The following is a 20926-nucleotide window of genomic DNA, read 5'->3' as shown; positions in this document are numbered from 1 at the left end:
TGGTTAGATGGACTGGTTGCACCGATTTTTGCTGAGATTTAGATTTTACCGGTACTTTTTAGACTGGCTAAAGGTTATTATTATCCCGGGGTTTCGCCCGTTGCCGGTATATACCGTAGCTACCTTCTTTTTCGAAGAAGTAAAACAATACAGCCTGGTAAACAAAGCATCATCATTAGCCTATAGTTTTTTACTGGCCATGTTCCCGGGTATTATCTTTTTGTTTACACTTATCCCCTACATACCTTTCAGGCACTTTCAAAAACGTTTTTTGGACATCATCCAACTCATATTACCCAATAACGCCTACATCGCTTTCCAATCAACTATTGAAGATGTTGTAAAAAAGCAAAATGTGAGCTTGTTGTCGTTTGGCTTTTTATCGGCTATGGTATTCGCTACAAATGGCATCAACAAGCTGATGCGTGAGTTTAACAAGTCATCATTGATAACCGAAACCCGCAGCTGGTACAAACGCCGCTGGATAGCACTGGTGCTTACCATACTCATCTCTTTATCCTTATTTGTAGCCATTGCAACTATGGTATTGAGCCAGAACATTATTAGTTCCATCCAGTTTGTGTTCGAGTCTAAAAGCAAGCTATGGATATACCTCATACAGGTATCACGTTGGCTCATTGTAGTAGTGCTTTACTTTACCACGGTATCCATACTGTACCGCTACGGGCCTGCGCACAAACAAAAATGGAAGTTTCTAAGCCCGGGTTCTATACTGGCTACGTTTTTAGCGATATTGACCTCATTTGCTTTCTCATTTTATATCGATCATTTTTCGTCATACAATAAAATATACGGATCGATCGGCACTTTGATCGTGGTGATGATCTGGTTGTATTTTAACTCCATGATCGTGCTGCTTGGCTTTGAATTGAACGCCAGTATTGACCTTTCCAAGCGGACGGTGAAGATAGTGAAGCCCAAGTTCAACACCTTTAAAACACCAAAAACCAACTAAGGGCTTGGGTAAACAATTTGTTTCCAATAGGTTAACACTATTTTAAAAAATATAAAATCAAATTTGCCAATTCGGCCGGGTTTTGTACTTTTGACCCCGGAGAGTTGGCAGAGTGGTCGATTGCGGCAGTCTTGAAAACTGTTGACTGTAACAGGTCCTGGGGTTCGAATCCCTAACTCTCCGCCAGACGAAAGTCAAGACAACTGAAAAGCGCTCAAATCATATGATTTGGGCGCTTTTTGCATTTTCTTTGAATATCGGAACGTGACATCAACAAAGGCATTTTTTCTCATCGGAGCAAACGAGCGACTTAATTCATTCATCTACTCTCCAGTTGCTTCTGAACAATAACCAACTACTCATCCCCATAGGCCAACTGCTTATATTGCTTTCTTGCCTGAACCTGTGCATGTTGGGCATTGGTAAGTTGAAAGGTGATCTTATTGATGTTACCGGAAAACGAAAACTTGCCTTTTGACATATAATCCATGCTTACAGGCGAAATAGCATCCTGTCCCACCTCGAAAGGTTCTCCGCTTAGAGCGAATGAACTTTTATCGAATGAGGTTTGTCCAACCTGTTGCCCATTTATAAAAAGTGTAAATGAGCCACCCTTATTAACACCGGCGTTAGGCACAAAGACACCCCTGAGGCTCACTTTACCTGCTGGCACCTTTTGAGAGGAAACGATCTTATGACGTTCGAAACCGAAATAGTTATATTCAAAATTCAGCTTCCCGTTCATCACGTAAAATGTCCATCCGCCGGTCAACCCTCCGGCGCAGGCAATCACTCCTTCGGCACCGTTAGCGGGTATATTAACATCTGTAGTCATTTCGAACGGGCTCACCCAAAGCAATGGGCCTGCGTTAATGGGTATCCGTACGGAGGTATTATAGGTCCAGTTCGTCTTCGGCGCGCCTGTCTCGCGCAATGCGGGGTTAAAGCGCTCCGTCATGCGCACGTCTATCGGGTATACATTATATTTCTTGGCTTCTTCGTCAAAAACTTTCCTGAGGTCGGCAAGTTTGTCCGGATATTTAGATGCAAGGTCATTGGCCTCGCTAAAATCTTCACTAATATTATACAATTCCCATGGGGCCGAATTGAGCTGGCTCACATCTTTATTTCCCATTATCCAGGGCACGCCAAACCGGCTGCAAGCCACCCATCCATCTTTATAGATGGCCCGGTTGCCCAACATCTCAAAATATTGTACGGTATGTTTGCCGGGTGCTTTGGCATCGTTAAATGAATACAGCATGCTTACCCCCTCGATGGGTTTTTGTTTAATGCCATCGACGTATTCGGGCGCCTTGATATCGCTGGCCTCGAGTATGGTGGGAACAATGTCAATGATATGGTGAAACTGACTGCGCATCTCTCCCTTCGCGTGTATACCGGCCGGCCAGTGTACGACCAGTGGATTACAGGTGCCGCCAAAATGTGAGGCTACTTGTTTGGTCCATTTAAGCGGCGAAGCACAAGCCCAGGCCCAGCCTACGGGCACATGTGGTTCGGATGTAGGGCCTCCGATCTCGTCAATGCGGCTTAGCGTACCTTTTAAACCCGGATTATAGCCAAGCAGAGAGGCCATCTCACTAAAGGTACCTTCCAAGCCACCTTCGGCACTGGGCCCGTTATCGCCAACGATGTAGAAGATCAGCGTATTATCCAGCTGCCCGCTTTGGTCGAGGTAGTTTATTACCCGTCCTATCTCGCTATCGCCATAGGCCAGATAGCCTGCGTAATTTTCCATTAGCCTGGTGTATACCTTTTTAGCATCGGGGCTTTGCGAATCCCACGAAGGGATCTCGGCCGGGCGTGGTGTAAGTTTGGTATTTGCCGGAATGACGCCCATTTTTTTCTGACGTTCAAAGGTTTCCTCACGCAACTTATCCCACCCCTGATCAAATTGTCCTTTGAACTTATCTCTCCACTCTTTTGGGGCGTGATGCGGCGCATGTGCGGCAGGGGAAGAATAATAAAGAAACCAGGGCTGATCGGGTTTAGACGCATGTGCGTTGCCGATCCATTGTATGGTCTCATTTGTCATATCGTTAATGAAGTGATAACCCTGCTCAGGTGTTTTTGGCGGATCGACCGCAGTAGTATTGCGATATAATACGGGATAGTACTGGTGGGTCTCGCCGTTATTGAACCCATAAAAATAATCGAACCCCATGCCTGTGGGCCAGCGGTCGAACGGCCCGCTCGGGGTCAGATCAGGGTCGGGAGTGTTATGCCATTTACCAATACAGGAAGTAGCATAACCATTGCCCTGCAGCATTTTTGAGATCAATGCTGTGCTTTTGGGTATCATGCCGGTGTAACCGGGGAACCCGGTACCCATTTCAATGATAACGCCGGTTCCGGCAGAGTGGTGATTACGGCCGGTCAACAACGCGGCGCGGGTGGGAGAGCAAAGTGCAGTTGTGAAGAAGCGATCGTACATGAGTCCGTTTTTGGCAAGCCTGTCGAGCGCAGGCGTAGGGACCGGGCCTCCGAACGTGCTGGTTTGACCAAAGCCTACATCATCCAGCAAAATGACGAGCACGTTAGGTGCGCCTTTCGGTGCTTTCACCGGCGGCGGATAATCGGCTTTTGACCCTTCAATAGTGGGGGCAATTGTTCCGTTAAAATGCGGATCAGATCTGGGGATATTGCTGTTGCTGTCATTCTCGTTTTGCACCGTTTCATTTTGGTCAGCACCGCCGACATTTTCTGTCTTTTTTTGCCCGCATGCTGCCAGCAGCATTAGGAACGGAATAATGGCAATAATGAACTTTTTCATAATAAGTTTATTGAATACATGTTCACTTCAGATCAATAACCACCTTATCAATGGTTCCGGAGAACATAGCACGTTTCGTTACTTTTTTCATAATAACTTTGATAAAATAGATCACTTACCTAATATCAAATTGTCCCGAAACTTCAGCCATCTTTTAGAATAATTTGATACAGTTCAAACTATCAATAGTATTTTGCTTATCACAATAGATCAGATGATTAAAGATATGTGCGATATTAATAAATCACACCCGATAAGATGCGGCTTTAAGATGCATATTATAAAATGATACGAATTTGTGGTAATCGGAATTACCTTGACCTGTAGTCTTAAAGGGAAAAGTCAAAAGCAAACGGATCAGCTTCAGTAAATAAATGTATCTTTTTCCCGAAGGAGCAAGTCACGTTTTCGCCACGATTAAACGACTTACCCTTCGGGGATCAGGGCGATCTTGCACTACGTTTCAGATCTTACGACGATGGGAAGACCGGCATTAGAGGAAGAGGGAAAAGGGTCATACGGTGAACATCGAATCCCTAACTCTCCGCAACAGAAAAAGCCACCCGATTCGGGTGGCTTTTTTTTGCTTTATACTACATGTCAGGGCACACATTCCTACCATAGCAATCGTTATCTTTGCCGGGCTATTTCAAACCCAAAACGCTTATGAAAAAAATAGGATTTCTATCGTTCGGACACTGGGCCGATCATCCTTCATATCAAACGCGCACAGCAAGCGATACCCTTCTTCAATCGATTGATCTGGCTGTTGCTGCCGAAGAGATCGGTATCGACGGGGCTTATTTTCGTGTGCACCATTTTGCGGCGCAACTGGCATCGCCGTTTCCTTTGCTATCAGCCATAGGCGCTAAAACCAGTAAAATAGAGATCGGCACCGGGGTAATTGATATGCGTTACGAAAACCCATTGTATATGATAGAAGACGCCGGGGCAGCCGATCTGATTTCGGGCGGGCGGTTGCAATTGGGCATAAGCAGAGGCTCGCCGGAACAGGTGATAGATGGCTGGCGCTATTTTGGTTATGAGCCTGTTGAGGGAGAAACCGATGCGGAAATGGGACGCCATAAAGCGTTGCAGTTTTTAGATAGGCTGGATGGTGCAGGTTTTGCCAAGCCCAACCCGTACCCTATGTTTCCTAATCCTCCGGGTTTGTTGCGCCTGGAGCCCTATTCTAAGGGGTTACGTCAACGTATCTGGTGGGGCGCTGCTTCTAACGCAACAGCCGTATGGGCGGCCGAAAATGGGATGCATCTGCAAAGCTCTACCTTAAAGTTTGATGAAAACGGTAAACCCTTCCATGTACAACAGGCCGAACAGATCAGGCTGTATAAAGAAGCCTGGAAAAAAGCAGGGCACAAACGTGAGCCCAGGGTTTCGGTGAGCCGGTCAATTTTTGCTTTGGTGAACGATCAGGATAGGTATTTATTTGGACGGGAAGCCGGCCAGGCCGACAAGTTTGGTTATATTGAACCCGACAAGCGTGCCATATTTGGAAGAAGCTACGCTGCAGAACCGGATCAACTGATCAAACAATTAGCTGAAGACGAAGCCATCCGGGAAGCCGATACAGTACTTTTAACTATACCTAATACATTAGGGGTTGATTATAATGTTCATGTACTGTCGTCTATTTTGGAGCACGTTGCACCAGGATTGGGTTGGCGGTAATGCTGGATGACTTTGATGGTCTAAAATCCTTTCGGATCACCCAGAATCAGGTGCTCAAATTGATGCCCGTTAAACGCATCAGTTATTTTGGATGAGCCGGTTGCGAGTTGTGTAAGACCAGGTCCGAACATTTCCAGCAAATAACTGATAAGCCAGGTTGTTTGCGTTATCAGCGTTGTGTTTTGTTGCCAATCGGCATGAAGCATCATGGTGTGCCTGAAATAGATAATATGCGGATTGTTCAATACGCCAAAGGCTACCAGCGGGCAAAACTTGTTGATGTTTAAGATAGCGGTACGCATATCTGTATTATCCATATCTATAGCTGCTATGGCCACAAAGCATTGCAAAAGTGATAAGCCATCAAGCTGTGCCTCCATATCGGGCAAAAAAGAAAACTCCATGTGCAGGCTGCCTTCCGGGCGACCTTCCATTGGCAGTGCTACTAACAAAGTTTCGTAGGGTCTTTGTTCAGTTACGTCTAATACCTGGCTTTCAAAACCTTCTTTTTTTAATATTTCTTTAAACTGGCGTAGTTGTGCTAAGTGATTGTCGTTTGCCATTATCGTGGGTTAAATGTCAAGTCCTTTAGCTATGGCTTTAGCCCGTTCGTGTCGCGCTTTTTCGGTTGCGTCAGCATCTAATGCACTGATCAAATCACTTTCTTCATCCGGTTTTTTCTTTTCACCCACACCCAGGTTACTTACTATTTTACTTGCTGTATTTGGCCCGTCATCATAAGGCGAAGTTCCTTCAGACTGTGCTAAATTAGTAGCGATCTGCCCGCGTACATTATCATGCCTGCGCATGGCCTCCGTTTTAAAATAGTCGCCAATACCTCTTCGCCCAACGTGCTGTGGTACTACTATATTATCATTTCTAAGCGAACCTCTTTCCTCAAGTAAGGCGTTACCCGATTGATGTTTTTTATACATTTTGTAAAGCGCAACACCAAGTGCAACTCCGCCTGCAGCAGCCAATAAACCCCAGCCAACCGGGTTACTAAGCCCGGCAGCAAGCAGTAATGCCCCGCCTGCCACTCCCAATGCTCCGCCCGCCGCTTTGGCATAATTGGCTTTGGCTTTTGTCCATTGGTTATCCATGGCAAATTTAATAATGGATTCTTTTTCCATTGCCTGCTGGCCCAGCTCCTGTAACTTATTACTTCGGTAGTGTGCAAGGCCGCCTGTAGCCAAACCCGTTACCACGTCAGCCCCGCTTTTTACAATAGCTGCCGGTGCAATTACCGGGGCAGCTATGCTTGCCGCTGTTGACAAAGCCCCGGAGGCAGGTATTGCACCTGATAAAGTACCGAGCCCGTTGGCACCGGTTTGAACTGCGCTGCCCAAAGAGCTTACTACATCCACACCTTTTATAGCTTTATCTTTTTTCTGGTCCTGCGAAGTTGCGATATCGTGAATACCAAGTGCCGCTTTGGCAACCGAGCCAACTACACCAAGGCCCTGGCCACCAACCTTTGTCCATTCGCCGCCTGCACCCAGTCCCTCGTCTCCGATAAGGTGACTTAGGTTTGTTGTTTGTCCGCCTATAAAAGAGGCTCCGCTGCCTACCTGCCCTGTTTTTTCAGCAGCGGTTTGATGAAGCGGTGATGAAGTTGACCCATGTACAGCATTCTGGTAATTTTCCAGTAAACTCACATTGCTGCGTCCGTAACGGCCGGTATGTTGGCCATGGTCAATTAATGCCCGTTCAGCCCGTTCATCACGGTCGGCCCCCTCTGTAATGTGAGCGAGATGTCTTTGGCCCGCATCCAAGCCCTCATAAGGATCTTTTTTCTTTGCCCACGGCACCCACGATGGCCACTCCCAACGTTGAATAACCGGCGCACTGCTTACTGTATTGTTTTTAGTTTTAGTTTTAAATTGCTTAACACCCTTATCGGCAATATTTTGATAGCTCTTTAGTTGCTTAATACGAGGGCTATCATCAACCATGTTTTGATAGGCTTGCAATTGGCGGGCATGATCATTAACCCCCACTGGCTGATGGTTAGCGGCGCCCGAACCTACCCTTTGTGCAGCATTTGCGGATGCTGAATCATTTGTAGCCGGCCGTTTTTCCGCTTGATTTTTCAATGGTGAAATATTAATAATACAAGGTATAAAAAAAATTATATTTAAAGAAAACTTCTGTTGTTGCAATATTTATTAAACTATTTTAAATCGTTTTAATGAGCAGTAATATTAATTAGGTGCAAAATAACTTGCATTGTAGTGGGCTGTGAACTATAACCTATCAGAAATTTTTGAAAAATTACTGATGTACAATTTTATTCCCATCAATAAATCCCTTTGCATCATCTTCGGTTGTAAAAACACGCCCTTGCCCCTGGATGGTATCGGCTGTTAACTTGTCACGCTCACTGGTTCCTATAACGCAACAACCATTGGTAAAAATGGTATAATTTACTTCATTGTACGTTGCCTCGCTTGCCACAAGTGCGGGTGGGGCCGGGTTGATCGCTTTATAAAGCAGATCGTAATTTACGCCATTTACTATTGCCCAATAATGATTTTGAAAATACCAGTGGGTTTCTCCGTGTGTATTACCCACGGTATTGCGGCCATTAACAGCGCGTGCGGGCCCCAATTGGGTTGCCTGCCGCTGGCCAAGCACTGCATTTATCCCTAATTGTTCGGCTACGTATATGTAAAGGCCGGCCAGTGTTACACAGTCGCCCGTGCGGCTTACAATAGCTATCTTAACATTGACAGCGGCACCGATGTAATTGAACCTCAGGTTATTATTGAAATTATTAAACAGTGTTCGTGCTTTTACGTCTTCGCTATCAAAGCGGCCAATGCCGGCTTTCAGCTCCCTTGGCACCGACTGATCGAGCGTCACAGGGTCGCGGCTGTAATAGGCATCTTCTGCTGTTGTTTTTTCCTCTGCTGCGATAAACCTGATCAATCCGGGTATTTCAGTTCGTATATTGGTTACTTTAGCATCCTCTACTCCGTTTGCTGGTACGGGATGAGCTGCAAACCAGTCTTCAGCCTTTTCCCTCATAGCTCTTAATATTCTTCCTCTTTCCATATACTGGTCATCCTGTAAAGCCTGGTATTCGCCTATCAGGTCTTTTACTTTCTTCCATTTGCTAAACGTTTCAAATGTGCCGCTTCGTTCAAGTGTAAGTATACGGGTTATATAAGCATCTCTTGCCCAAATGGCTGGTGTACGTTGTGCAACCGCCAAGCCGGCAGATTTCTGTAAATCAGCCTGGGGTGATTCTAAAGATATTTCTTCCTGTTCTTTTGGTTTTCGCTGTAATACCGGCACCGCAGGCATTGACTTCCCTCCTGCACTGGCCGTGTGCGCGGCCGGTTGCTGTCTTGCTGTAACTGTGACGTATCTTTCAGCCATAACAACGCGTTTGATAAGTAAATTTAATACAAAAATTTTTGTATCTCCCTTATCTTAAGTCAACCCATTTAGTACTTAAACGGATGGCGATAGTAAAAGCGCAAAACATTAAGCATAAATTAATCAATAATATTCTCCGAAAAACAATTATTCTTTTTAAACTTGCATTGTAATCGATTGCGAAGCTAAATACCTTTACGGAAGTGGTTAAAAACAGCAACTTTTACTTACAAATCTTAGTAATACAATGCAAAAAACAGTAATTATTACCGGCGGCGCATCAGGGTTGGGCCTTGCTGCTACTAAAAAGTTTGTCCAATGCGGTGTGAAAACCATTATCATTGGCCGTAATGAGGATAACCTTAAAAAAGTGGCCGAAGAAATGGGCGCGCTTTGTACCTATAAAGTATTTGATTTAAGTAATCTTGAGGGTATACCGCAACTGGTAGCAGATATTGCAACGGAACATGGCCAGATCGACATATTAGTTAATAATGCCGGTATTAACATGAAGAAGCCTTTTACTGCCGTAACTGATTCCGATTTTCAGTCAGTTATTCAGACTAATTTAAACTCGGTTTTTGCGTTAAGCCGCGAGGTTACTAAAATAATGCTCGAAGAGCATAAAGGGTGTATCATCAATATCAGCTCAATGGCGGCACAATATGGCATCCCCCTTGTTATTGCTTACACAGCAGCTAAAACCGGTATTGAAGGCATGACCAAAGCTATGGCTGTTGAGCTTTCGCCGAAAGGTATACGGGTTAACTGCGTGGCTCCGGGTTTTATAAAAACAAACATGTCGGCTAAAGCTTTGGATAGCGATCCCGAAAGAAAGCAAAAAGTAATGAGCCGTACGCCCATAGGCTATTTAGGTGAGCCTGAAGATGTAGCCGAAGCTATTTATTTCCTGGCATCAGATGCGGCGAAATACATCACCGGGGTTGTTTTGCCCGTAGATGGCGGCAACTCGATAGGTTTCTAAGCAAACAAAAACATCTGTTTTAATACTAATCCCGCTCAAATGCGGGATTTTTTGTTTACACCCTCCCGGCGAATTAAACCACTATGTTACGAGTAGTCATATGTATCATTTTTCATTATATTAGTTTGCAAAAAAAACTTTATCATCATGAAACTGAATAAGATCAAAACTACCATCAGCCTGTGCTTTTTACTGTTTTTCTGTATAATAAACACACCTGTTTGGGCGCAGGATAAAACTGAGATGCTCAAGAACTCTACTCCCGAACAACGGGCCCAAATGCAAACCAGCATGATGAAAGCTAAATTGCGATTAGATACCGTACAAGTGATAAAAATACAGGCCATTAACCTGGCAGCAGCACAAAAAATGGAGCCGGTATTAAAAGGTGATGGTGGTAAACTGGCAAAATTAAGGCAGATGCGGGAAATTGAAAACACCAAAGACAAAGAGCTTAAAAAGGTACTTACCTCTGATCAGTACAAACAGTATGAAGCTGCCAAAGATGAGATGAAAGAGAAATTGAGGGAACGGATGCAGGAAAGTAAAGGCACTAAATCATAAATATATCTTTTGTTACTTTATTTTTAATTAAAATTTTGATACTAATTAATAAATTATTACTTTAGTGTAAACAAAAAGCAAAGTGATGGTTAATTTTCATGTTAAAAATGATATTGAGCTAAAAATTTCAGAAAATAAACGTGTTTTTAATACATTTTTTAATAAAATATTAAAACTGTATAAAACAAAAGCCGACAATTGCACAAAGTTTGTACATGTCGGCTTAATGAGTTTATTTGCTGATACTACTAAAGTATCGCCTTGTTATGTTCGAGCCTCACAAGGTAACCGTCCTGGTCAACGCCATACTCATTACTAAGTTCAAGACGGGTATAAGTTGTTGCTGTATTTTTCTTCTTTTTGGGCGATAAAATTATAGGTAAAACAAATACGCCTACAATTGCCAATACTTCTAAAATGACTATCATAACACTAAAATTTACTTGTATCTAAGCTTTTAGATTGCAACATCAAAGTTAAAGCAACATCTTCCGTTTTTCATAGTTTGCCTGCACTTTTAGGATTTTATACAATATAATTCGCTATGCATGCATAATATTCAAAAAACATTCCAAAGTGTTATTTTAATATCAAATTAAATGCGATTTATCACGAAATCATTATTGATAGCGTTACATTAGGATATTGATAAATTTTACGGCAATTAAGTATATGGCATAATAGACAGCAAGACTGCATTAACATACAATAAGTTGATAGTTAACCACTGATAATCAAATTGGTACATTGATGGTACAGTTGTTGTGGTCTTTAAATACCAAAACCATGTATCCATCATGAAAATTGCAGAGCCCATAGCGTGCTATTGCTTTAACAAGCAGTGCACAATATCTATCTATAACAGAAATATGGCTTTGCCCAGGTACGTACCTGTTGAGGTGGCCCTGTTAACCGATATGAAATGCAGCGAATGTGGTGGCGCATTGTATAACTGGCTCGAACTTGCCATCGACATCGAAGTAAAAGAAATACTTCGTGTAGCGTCCTGACCACTACTCTATAACCGCGGTATTGCAAATATAAGTGGGCACTATACCTGATGAGTTTATCCGTGTTTCGGCATCATGCGGCAAAGTATTACCGGTAAACACCAGCACCGTATCAAAACCAAATTTATTACCACCCAGTATATCGGTATGCAGGGTATCGCCAACCATCAGGATATCTTTTTTGCCTATTGGCATTTGCTCGCGCACCAGGTCATAAGCAAACATAAACATCTGCGAATCGGGTTTACCAAAACGAATAAATTTTTTACCTACAATACTTTCCATCATGGTGGCTATCCCTCCTATGGCTATCGAAACATCGTTAATATTAAGCGGATAAGCAGTATCGGTATTGGCCACTATAGTGGGAATATTACGTCGGCGCAGTATATTGATGGATTTATTGAGATCCTTGAACCAATCAAAACCTTCGTCATCCAATAAAACCAGGGCGTTTACCTGGTCGATATTGCTTTCATTAACCATGCTTACCGGCAAGGTGTGCAGACCCGAAGTTTCGATATAGTGTGCCGAATTAGCTGTGCCCAAATAGGCTACAATACCATTGTGCACCTTTAGGTCAAGATACTCTTTGGCCAGCATGCCCGATGAGATGATATGATCATAGCGAATAGCATCGAGCCCCATCCGGTGAAAGGATTCGGCTAACTGTACCGGGCTGCGTGATGCATCATTGGTAACTATATAATAGGGTTTGTTTTGCTCGTTAAGATATTTAAACGTTTTTTCGATATCCGGAACCAGGCCCATGTAGTTTTTGATCACGCCAAAGGCATCAAAAAATATAACCTTGTATTCGTCAACAACCTGTTTAAAGTTTTGGGTTTGCATTGGTTTAAATTACGATAAATTGAGGGCTTTTATTAGTTTTTCGGGATCAAAGTCCCTGTCAATGGATGGCAGGTATGTTTTGAACGCTTCCGACTGGAGTTTTTCGGCATACTGCTCATTGAAAAAGTATTTACCATCCTTAATAACATAGTTGAGGATAAAAAAGCGATAGGCTTCTTTTAAGAAGCGGATCTCATCGGCCAGCAAAGGGTATATTTTGTGGTATTCTTCGAGGAACAGTATAAACCGGTCTTCCATCATGGTAGTAACCACGTAACTAAACACGGTACGGTCGCCGATATCAGATACTACCCTGCTGAAAAAATAAAAATCGAGCATACGGTAGCTCATCCTGAACCAATCGTAATCCCAGCGCGAATAGAGTTCCATCCTGCTGGTTACCGAAAAGTTGCCGATATTCCAGTCGATAAATACGGGGATGATCTCAAACCTGCTGGTGTTACACTTCAAACGGTTTTTGATAAATAGCTCGCAATGGTGTTTGAGGATAGCACATTTTTCAGCATCGCCAAACTTTTCGGGATTGGTTTCGATCTTGTCCTTTAAGGCATTGATATCTGTACGAAGCGTTTTTGATGATTTTGGGATCACGTTTTTTACCCGCGAGCACGCTTTATGAAAACGGGCCACCTGCTGTGCCAGTTTGCGGATGTGGTGATCTTCGAGGCGTCGCGGTAAGCGCAATTGTACCCGTGTGGGATTGTAAAACACTACCCAGGCATCAGTTTTTCCCCATTTGTACCTGTAGGTATAAACCTGATTGTTTTTTTGCAATGAGCGCGAAAGCAGGTTCTCAAAGGGATATAACAAATTGGTTGATAAGGCATTGATAATGCGGTGATCCTCTTTAAAATGCTCGTATTTGCCAAAGTTTGATAGCTTGGCAACCACCACATCCTCATCAACAAAAGTAACCCTGAACACATGATTTGTTGAAACCATTGCGCTGATATCCTCGATCTTGCGAATGGCTTTTGAGGCATCAAAACCTGCCCATGCTTTTTTTATAATAGCGTTATAATTCATATGATGGGGATTTCACCGATTAGAAGAGTGATTGCGCCGATTTAATCAGTGTAATCAAAAAACAATCGGTGTAATCAAATTATATTATTTCGAAATAGCGTTTCAACTCCCAATCAGTGACGTGTTTGGCAAACTGCCTCCACTCCCACAGGCGTGTTTGTGTAAAGTGTTCAACAAAGCCTTCGCCGAATAATTCTTTGGCTATGGCCGATTGCTGCATATCATTAGCGGCCTCGTACAAATTAGGCCGTAACTTGCCGTTTTTAGTATCCTGATAGCCGTTTCCAACCGTTGGTGCGATATCAAGCGGAAGCTTATTTTTAATGCCGTATAATCCCGAAGCCAAAGCTGCAGCCATGGCAAGGTACGGATTAGTGTCGGAGCCAGGGATCCGTGTTTCCAACCGGGTATATTTTTCGGATGGATGCAACACCCTTAACGCAGTAGTGCGGTTATCAAAGCCCCAGGTCACGGTGGTTGGTGCCCAGGCACCTTCAACCAGGCGTTTGTAACTGTTAATAGTTGGCGCATACATCGGCAATACATGCGGCAGGCAATACAGCTGGCCAGCCAGGTAATGCTTCATGGTGTCGCTCATATTGTGTGCATCGCGGGCATCATAAAATAAATTTTTGCCATTTTTGTTACTCCACAAGCTTTGATGAATATGCCCGCTGCATCCCGGCAAGGTTTCGTTCCACTTAGCCATAAATGATGCCATAATACCGTGGCGTGTGGCAATTTCTTTTACGGCGGTTTTAAACAGTACGGCTTTATCCGCAGCACGCAAAACTTCATCGTGTAAAATGGCGGCCTCGTAAACCCCCGGACCGGTTTCGGTATGCAGGCCTTCCAAAGTAACATCAAACTGACTAAGCAGGTTAAACAGATCGTAATAGTATTGGCTTTGCTGTGATGTACGCAGAATGGAATACCCGAACATCCCCGGTGTTAGCGTTTGTATATTGGTAAAGCTTTTGTCCTGTAAAGTTTGTGCCGTTTCGCGAAAGTTGAACCATTCAAACTCTTGTGCAAATTCGGGATGGTACCCCATTGCTGTGCTTTGCACGATAACTTTTTTTAATAAACTGCGTGGGCAGGTATGCAGATCATTACCATCGGCTTTGCTGAAATCTCCTAAAAAAAATGGAATATTATCCTCCCATGGTACGGTTCGGAAAGTGTTGAGATCGATGCGGCAGGGCCTGTCGGGGTAACCGGTATGCCAGCCTGTAAGTGAAGTATTATCGTAACAGGTATCGCTGCTATCCCAGCCAAAAGCAACATCGCAAAAGCCATAACCATCCTGCAGGCCATCTATAAACTTTTGTTTATGAATCACTTTGCCTCGTAAAACCCCGTCGATATCGGCAAAGGCAAACTTTATTTTATCTATGCTCTTTTCTTTTAAATATTCAATAACCTGATCCTTGTTCATGTTGTATCGGTTTATAAACCTTGGTTTGGTAGGGTAAATATCCGCAAAATATTGCTCAACTGCACTGTATTAAAATAAATCACAAAAAAAATCCCCCGAAACTTTCGCCCGGGGGATTTAACATTTATAAAGCTATTTAGTTGTAATATGCAATTACAGTTTAGCTGATTTTACAGTTTTGATGATCACGGCAGCAACTTTGTACGGATCGGCAGCCGAGTTAGGGCGACGATCTTCTAAATAACCACTCCAGCCTTTTTGTACTGTGTATAACGGGATACGAATAGAAGCACCACGATCTGATACGCCATAGCTATAATCGTTGATCGAAGCAGTTTCGTGTTTACCGGTCAAACGTTGGTCGTTATCGGCACCGTAAACCGCGATATGTTCTGCAACAACTTCTTTCGGACGGAAAGCTTCCAAAATTTTGGTGTAAGTATCCTGGCTACCAGCAGTTCTCAAAGTAGTGTTCGAGAAGTTAGCGTGCATACCCGAACCGTTCCAGTCAAGCTGACCCAACGGTTTGCAATGCCAGTTGATGGCAACGCCGTAGCTTTCGCCTATTCTTTCTAATAAATAACGTGCAACCCAGATCTGGTCACCAGCTTCTTTAGCGCCTTTAGCAAAGATCTGGAATTCCCATTGGCCAGCGGCAACTTCGGCATTGATACCTTCAACATTCAGGCCTGCATCTAAACAAGCATCTAAGTGCTCTTCAACGATATCGCGACCGAAAGCGTTGTTAGCACCTACAGAGCAATAGTAAGGGCCTTGCGGACCTGGGTAACCATTAGCTGGGAAACCAAGAGGTTTGTTAGTTTCCGGATCCCACAAAAAGTACTCTTGCTCAAAGCCGAACCAAAAATCGTTGTCATCGTCCTGGATCAAAGCGCGACCGTTCGATTCGTGCGCGTTTCCTTTTGAATCCAATACTTCGCACATTACTAAATATGCGTCTCTGCGCTGAGGATCAGGGCATAAAAAAACAGGTTTCAGGATACAATCAGATGAACCACCTGGTGCTTGCTCGGTTGATGAACCGTCGAAGCTCCAGTTTGGAAGATCTTCTAATTTACCGCTGAAATCTTTTTCAATTTTTGTTTTGCTACGAAGGCTTTGTGTTGGCTTGTAGCCATCAAGCCAAATGTACTCGAGTTTTGTTGCCATTGTTTAGTTGTTTTGTAAAGCTTAGTTCAAAAATGGGAATTTTATAATGAAATATTCAATAAACGATACGAATTAATGAAAATTTTTCTTTTTTTCATAATATTCTATCAAATTAATCTATTTAATAGGACAAATGTTTGAAAAAGGCGCTATTTAAACGAAAAAAGAGACAGAAACTTGTTTTTGTAACTAAAATTTTAAAATTCATCTGCATTTTGGGATTAAAAATGTTGTAAATTAAAATTTTAATAAAAAATGTATTTTATTTTTGAGTAAAATGTATTTTAACTACAATTAATACCCTTAAAATTAACATAATTATAAATTATATGGAATTTATCACGCAATAACACATCAAAGAGCCCAAACTATTCGCCTGACATTCAAATGAAAAAAGTTATGGGTAAAGCGGTATTTGAATTATATTTGTTGGGTAAGCCCGGTTGATTTTACTTTTGTTTGCGCAGATGAATGAGATCCCTGGCCACCCCATCAGATATATGAAGAAATTTGCAGCCAATTTTGTTTCGATACTATTAATACCTCTTATTGCTCCTTCTTATCTTTTCTGGATCATTTTATTCTTCTTTCCGCACCTTACGCGCATAGTTAGTTTAAGCGATAAAATACTGGCCATTTTTTACATTTTTTTAGCAACTACATTTTTACCGTTCCTGGTGGTGTTTATTTTATATAAGCGAAAGATAATTACTGATTTAACACTGCACCGGCAGCAGGACAGGGTTATTCCGCAGATATTCTCGTGCTTTATTTACGCGGGCATCTGTGCTTTTTTAGTGTACACTGAAGGGGCAACCAACGCGTTAAGTTTAAGCCTGATCGCGGTATCGGTATCGGTTATCGGGCTTACGCTGATCACGCCTTTCTGGAAGATCAGTACTCATGCCTGCGGTGCCTGGGGCCTGTTTGCCATAGTTTATGATCTGCAATCGCGCTACCACGAACCTAGCTTTGTTGTGCTATATTATATTATACTGTTTTTAACAGTTGGCGTTTGTGCGGCAAGGCTGTATTTAAAGGTACATACGCCCATGCAGGTAGTAGCGGGCAGTATTATGGGTGGATTGGTGGGCTTTTTGTTATTTCATTACTGCCTGGTACCTTACCATTTTGTATAAGGATGCACAGAAAGGTTCGAGTTGAAATAACGCTTATCATCAGTAACGTCCTTCCCTATCCAATCCGGGATCTCAAATGTTTCGGTTTCGCTGGTTAGTTCAATTTCGGCGGTAACGAGGCCTTCATTATCTCCTGAAAACACATCCACTTCCCATATTTTACCGGCGTGTGCAATGCGGTATCTCATTTTGGTGATGATCTCATCGCAAAAATCCCTTAACAGTTCTTCGGCATCAGCTGTAGGTATGGCATATTCGTATTCTGGTCGGGATGCGCCCAGCGATTTACCCTTGATAGTTAGAAAGCTCCCCTGGTTGGTTACCCGGACGCGGATGGTTTTACCGGGTTGTTTATGCATATAACCTTGCCTGTAAAAGCTACCATCTGGCTTTTCTAATAAATCCCACTTAGTAAGATCGACCAGATATTTTCTTTCTATCTCAACACCCATTATTGACCGATGATAAAAGTTTTACCCTCAATGGCCAACTCTGTATCCGGGAAAACGGAACGGGCTTCGTCGAGCAGTTCGCCAAGGGTTTTATATCTGGCCGAAAAGTGGCCAATGATGAGCTTTTTAGCGCCAACAGTTTTGGCAACTTCTCCTGCTTGTAAGGCTGTGGTATGGTGAGTTTCGTTTGCCCTGTCGAGCATGTCATGGGCAAATGTAGCTTCGTGGTAAAGCAATTCAACGCCGGCTATCTGTTTAAAATAACTCTCGTTATATAAGGTGTCCGAACAATAAGCGTAGGCTTTAGGTGCCTCGGCATCTGTGGTGAGATCGGCATTAGGATAAACGGAGCCGTCGGTAGCAAAATAATCTGTGCCGCGCTTTAGTAAGGGATAATAACTTACGGGTATATCCAGTGCTTCAACCTTGTCTTTAATGATCTTTCGGAGACGTTTTTTTTGTCTGAATAAAAAGCCTGTACAGGCTATGCGGTGATCAAGAATAATAGTTTCGACGGTGATATCCTGGTTATCTAAAATAACAGCCGGGGCCGATGGATCAATGGCCTGAAAAATCAGATCGAAATGTAATACGGTTTCTGAGTATTGGAACTGCAGATCGATGATCTCTTTTAAATTTGCCGGGCCGAATAAGGTGATCGGTTTTTTACGCCCGTTTAAATGGAGCGATGACAATAAACCAACCAGGCCAAGGTAATGATCGCCATGTAGATGGCTGATGAAGATATAATCGATACGGCTTGATTTGATGTCAAAACGCAGCATTTGCTGTTGCGTACCCTCGCCGCAATCAATCAGGTAAAAGCGCTCGTTAATATTAAGCGCCTGTGCCGTTGGATTTCTGTTATAAATTGGTGTTGCCGAACTGCTGCCCAGGATAGTTACATCAAACCTCATGTGTCCGGTTAAACGAATGGAATATTATCTTGTTTCTTTTTTGAGCTCTTTTTCTATTTCTTCCATAAAGATGAGATCAATAGCTTCATCAGGTGTTTTTACGATAGATAGAACGTTATCTAATTGAGAGATGGTTACCAGGCGGGCAACCGAATCATTTAATCCTACTAAAATAAAGGAACCGTCGGAGTTTTTACATAAACGATGGCCAACCAATAAACTGCTTAAACCAGATGAATCGGCAAATTTTATAGCAGACAGGTCTAAAACTATATTTCTTTGCCCCTCAGTATTCATTAATATGAATTCTGATTTCAGTTGTGGTGTGATCAATGAATTCAGCTTGGATTCATTCAACTTTACCAAAACATATTTTTCGTGTTTATCTACAGAAAATTTCATCGTTAAATATTGAAAGTCTAAATATAGGATTTTTTTTTCCTGCAAATATAATACTATCGTATTAAAGTTTGTTTAATGCCCCGATCAAATTTTGCTCAACTCGCTGTAATACATTGGTGTTTTCTGATCTGATAAACTTTTCGCCGATAATCTGCTCATATAATTCGATATACCTGTCGGATATGGACGCCACCTTTTCGGGCGTCATTACGGGTACTTGCTGCCCTTCTTTTCCCTGAAAACCATTTTCAATTAGCCATTGGCGTACAAATTCTTTCGAAAGCTGCTTCTGAGGTTCGCCCTTTTGCTGGCGCTCTTCGTACCCTTCCTTATAAAAATAGCGTGATGAATCGGGCGTATGTATTTCGTCTATTAAATATATCTTTCCGTCAACTTTGCCAAATTCATATTTAGTATCAACCAAAATCAAGCCCTGTTTGGCGGCCATTTCGGTGCCGCGCTGATATAACGCACGGGTGTAAGTTTCCAGTTGTACGTAATCAGTTTCACTTAAGATGCCTTTTGCCAAAATATCTTCGCGTGAAATATCCTCATCGTGCCCAACAGATGCTTTGGTAGTTGGGGTAATGATCGGCTCGGGTAACTTATCGTTCTCGTTCAAACCATCGGGTAAAGCAACGCCGCAAACGGTACGCTTACCTAATTTATACTCGCGTGCCGCATGGCCGGCAAGATAACCGCGTATCACCATTTCAACCTTAAACGGTTCGCAAATGCGGCCAATGGTTACGTTGGCATCGGGCACGGTAATAACCCAGTTGGGTACAATATCGGCTGTAGCCTTTAAAAAGTTAGCGGCTATCTGGTTTAATACCTGTCCTTTGTACGGAATAGGCTCGGGTAATACCACATCGAACGCAGAAATGCGATCGGTAACCACCATGGCCAGGTATTGGTTATTAATAGTATATACATCCCTTACCTTGCCTTTATAAAAGCTGGTTTGGTTTGGGAGGGTAAAATGTGTTTCTTTTATAGCATTCATGTTTTAGTATTGAGATGTGCGTATTGCGTATTGAGATAAAGATCGCACTACGCAATACGCTGTACGCATATCTCTATTGTATATCCCCGTAGGCTTCCAAAATCTTACGTACCAGTTTGTGGCGCACCACGTCTTCGCCGGTAAGGTAAATAATATCGATACCTTTTATATCGGTTAAAATGCGCAGCGCGGTATGTAACCCCGATTGTTGCTTTTTGGGCAAGTCGATCTGGGTAACGTCGCCGGTAACGATAAATTTAGCCGACGGCCCCATACGGGTTAAAAACATCTTTAGCTGCATATCGGTGGCGTTTTGTGCCTCATCCAAAATTACAAAGCAATTATCCAGGGTACGGCCGCGCATAAATGCCAGCGGGGCTATCTCAATGGTACGGTTCTCCAGATAAACTTTCAGTTTATCGGCCGGGATCATATCATCAAGCGCATCGTACAGCGGGCGCAGGTACGGGTCGATCTTTTCTTTTAAATCGCCTGGCAAAAAGCCCAGGTTCTCCCCTGCCTCAACGGCCGGGCGGGTTAGGATAATGCGTTTGATCTCTTTGTTTTTTAACGCGCGAACGGCCAGCGCAACCGCAGTATAGGTTTTACCTGTACCTGCAGGGCCAATAGCAAACAAAATATCGCTCGTGCCAATACCGGTAACCATACGGCGCTGGTTGGCTGTACGCGCCTTAACCATAATACCGTTAGGGCCAAAAACGAGCACTTCGCCGGTTGTTGACTTATCGGCACCGGCGTCGGGTGCCGGGGTATCCTGTATCTTTGATCCGAGTATCTGTCCCAGTTCTATCGTGGTAATGCTTTCGTACTTTTCGATATGCTGAATAATACGTGTCAATTTATCCTGAAAATGGTTCAATTCAGCATCGTCACCCAAAACCTTAATTTCGCTGCCGCGCGCAACAATTTTTAATTTTGGAAATTGTTTTTTAATGATCTCAAAATGATCATTATTAGGCCCCCATAGTACTGCGGGGTTAATTTGCTCAATGGTTGTTTTTAATTCGTTCAAGCGGTATATTTTTTAGATGCTGGTTTTTTTTGTAATGTACTTTGTTTTAACGGCAATGAAGCTGCCAT

The 20926-nt window shown here is 43.0% G+C and carries 20 protein-coding genes and 1 tRNA gene; 7 read left to right on the top strand and 14 right to left on the bottom strand.

All coding sequences use genetic code 11. The features are described 5' to 3' along the window. Positions 1-7 precede the first annotated feature (7 nt). Both ACFGVR_RS19190 and ACFGVR_RS19185 read left to right on the top strand, forming a co-directional pair. Positions 8-976, top strand: a complete 969-nt coding sequence (locus ACFGVR_RS19190; RefSeq protein ID WP_448699064.1) for a YihY/virulence factor BrkB family protein — start codon at positions 8-10, stop codon at positions 974-976. 98 nt (positions 977-1074) lie between these two features. After that, positions 1075-1162 (top strand) — tRNA-Ser (locus ACFGVR_RS19185). Between the two features lie 169 nt (positions 1163-1331). On the opposite strand, the gene ACFGVR_RS19180 is transcribed toward ACFGVR_RS19185, so the two are convergent. Then, the gene (locus ACFGVR_RS19180) at positions 1332-3770 is read right to left on the bottom strand and encodes a sulfatase-like hydrolase/transferase (protein ID WP_448699062.1); all 2439 of its coding nucleotides are present in this window, start codon (positions 3768-3770) and stop codon (positions 1332-1334) included. 666 nt (positions 3771-4436) lie between these two features. On the opposite strand from ACFGVR_RS19180, the gene ACFGVR_RS19175 reads away from it, so the two are divergent. Continuing rightward, entirely contained in the window at positions 4437-5459 is a 1023-nt protein-coding gene (locus ACFGVR_RS19175; RefSeq protein ID WP_448699061.1) for an LLM class flavin-dependent oxidoreductase, read from the top strand. Between the two features lie 20 nt (positions 5460-5479). Here the strand turns inward: ACFGVR_RS19175 and ACFGVR_RS19170 are convergent, their stop codons facing one another. The 3 genes from ACFGVR_RS19170 to ACFGVR_RS19160 all read right to left on the bottom strand — a co-directional run bounded on the left by ACFGVR_RS19170 (position 5480) and on the right by ACFGVR_RS19160 (position 8843). Next, positions 5480-6022, bottom strand: coding sequence for a hypothetical protein (locus ACFGVR_RS19170; protein WP_448699059.1), 543 nt, complete (start codon positions 6020-6022; stop codon positions 5480-5482). 9 nt (positions 6023-6031) lie between these two features. Then, positions 6032-7555, bottom strand: a complete 1524-nt coding sequence (locus tag ACFGVR_RS19165) for a hypothetical protein (protein ID WP_448699058.1) — start codon at positions 7553-7555, stop codon at positions 6032-6034. A 178-nt stretch (positions 7556-7733) separates the two neighbouring features. Further along, positions 7734-8843, bottom strand: a complete 1110-nt coding sequence (locus ACFGVR_RS19160; RefSeq protein WP_448699057.1) for a hypothetical protein — start codon at positions 8841-8843, stop codon at positions 7734-7736. 247 nt (positions 8844-9090) lie between these two features. Here ACFGVR_RS19160 and ACFGVR_RS19155 point away from each other — a divergent pair, with 247 nt between their 5' ends. Together ACFGVR_RS19155 and ACFGVR_RS19150 are read left to right on the top strand one after the other, a co-directional pair. Then, positions 9091-9828, top strand: a complete 738-nt coding sequence (locus ACFGVR_RS19155) for an SDR family NAD(P)-dependent oxidoreductase (protein ID WP_448699056.1) — start codon at positions 9091-9093, stop codon at positions 9826-9828. Positions 9829-9975: 147 nt separating this feature from the next. Further along, positions 9976-10392: a hypothetical protein gene (locus ACFGVR_RS19150; protein ID WP_448699054.1), complete on the top strand. Its 417-nt coding sequence runs from the start codon at positions 9976-9978 to the stop codon at positions 10390-10392. A 248-nt stretch (positions 10393-10640) separates the two neighbouring features. Here ACFGVR_RS19150 and ACFGVR_RS19145 read toward each other — a convergent pair whose 3' ends face one another. Continuing rightward, a complete protein-coding gene (locus ACFGVR_RS19145; RefSeq protein ID WP_448699053.1) occupies positions 10641-10820 on the bottom strand; it encodes a hypothetical protein in 180 nt (59 codons plus the stop codon). Positions 10821-11189: 369 nt separating this feature from the next. Between ACFGVR_RS19145 and ACFGVR_RS19140 the strand changes: the two genes are divergently transcribed. Further along, positions 11190-11402: a hypothetical protein gene (locus tag ACFGVR_RS19140; RefSeq protein WP_448699052.1), complete on the top strand. Its 213-nt coding sequence runs from the start codon at positions 11190-11192 to the stop codon at positions 11400-11402. A gap of 3 nt (positions 11403-11405) precedes the next feature. Here the strand turns inward: ACFGVR_RS19140 and ACFGVR_RS19135 are convergent, their stop codons facing one another. From ACFGVR_RS19135 to ACFGVR_RS19120, 4 genes are all read right to left on the bottom strand, one after another. Beyond that, the gene (locus ACFGVR_RS19135) at positions 11406-12254 is read right to left on the bottom strand and encodes a TIGR01459 family HAD-type hydrolase (protein WP_448699050.1); all 849 of its coding nucleotides are present in this window, start codon (positions 12252-12254) and stop codon (positions 11406-11408) included. Positions 12255-12263: 9 nt separating this feature from the next. Continuing rightward, positions 12264-13301 carry a hypothetical protein gene (locus tag ACFGVR_RS19130; protein WP_448699048.1) on the bottom strand — a complete coding sequence of 346 codons (1038 nt, stop codon included), beginning with the start codon at positions 13299-13301 and terminating at the stop codon, positions 12264-12266. Between the two features lie 79 nt (positions 13302-13380). Then, positions 13381-14739: a glutamine synthetase family protein gene (locus ACFGVR_RS19125; protein ID WP_448699046.1), complete on the bottom strand. Its 1359-nt coding sequence runs from the start codon at positions 14737-14739 to the stop codon at positions 13381-13383. 153 nt (positions 14740-14892) lie between these two features. Then, complete coding sequence (locus tag ACFGVR_RS19120; RefSeq protein ID WP_448699044.1) at positions 14893-15909, bottom strand: glutamine synthetase beta-grasp domain-containing protein; 1017 nt, start codon at positions 15907-15909, stop codon at positions 14893-14895. A gap of 467 nt (positions 15910-16376) precedes the next feature. Here ACFGVR_RS19120 and ACFGVR_RS19115 point away from each other — a divergent pair, with 467 nt between their 5' ends. After that, positions 16377-17048: a phosphatase PAP2 family protein gene (locus tag ACFGVR_RS19115; protein ID WP_448699042.1), complete on the top strand. Its 672-nt coding sequence runs from the start codon at positions 16377-16379 to the stop codon at positions 17046-17048. Here ACFGVR_RS19115 and ACFGVR_RS19110 read toward each other — a convergent pair. From ACFGVR_RS19110 to ACFGVR_RS19090, 5 genes are all read right to left on the bottom strand, one after another. Further along, positions 17033-17500, bottom strand: coding sequence for a CYTH domain-containing protein (locus ACFGVR_RS19110; protein ID WP_448699041.1), 468 nt, complete (start codon positions 17498-17500; stop codon positions 17033-17035). The genes ACFGVR_RS19115 and ACFGVR_RS19110 overlap by 16 nt on opposite strands. Next, positions 17500-18417 carry a ribonuclease Z gene (locus tag ACFGVR_RS19105; protein ID WP_448699039.1) on the bottom strand — a complete coding sequence of 306 codons (918 nt, stop codon included), beginning with the start codon at positions 18415-18417 and terminating at the stop codon, positions 17500-17502. Before ACFGVR_RS19105 ends, ACFGVR_RS19110 begins: the two co-directional genes overlap by 1 nt. Positions 18418-18441: 24 nt before the next feature. Further along, positions 18442-18819 carry an STAS domain-containing protein gene (locus ACFGVR_RS19100; RefSeq protein ID WP_448699037.1) on the bottom strand — a complete coding sequence of 126 codons (378 nt, stop codon included), beginning with the start codon at positions 18817-18819 and terminating at the stop codon, positions 18442-18444. 61 nt (positions 18820-18880) lie between these two features. Next, positions 18881-19825, bottom strand: a complete 945-nt coding sequence (locus tag ACFGVR_RS19095; RefSeq protein ID WP_448699036.1) for a phosphoribosylaminoimidazolesuccinocarboxamide synthase — start codon at positions 19823-19825, stop codon at positions 18881-18883. 73 nt (positions 19826-19898) lie between these two features. Continuing rightward, positions 19899-20858, bottom strand: a complete 960-nt coding sequence (locus ACFGVR_RS19090; RefSeq protein ID WP_448699034.1) for a PhoH family protein — start codon at positions 20856-20858, stop codon at positions 19899-19901. Positions 20859-20926 lie beyond the last annotated feature (68 nt).

This window comes from Mucilaginibacter aureus, assembly GCF_053514885.1.
The sequence above is the reverse complement of the archived record's forward strand: the minus strand, read 5'-3'. Positions and strand labels throughout refer to the sequence as shown.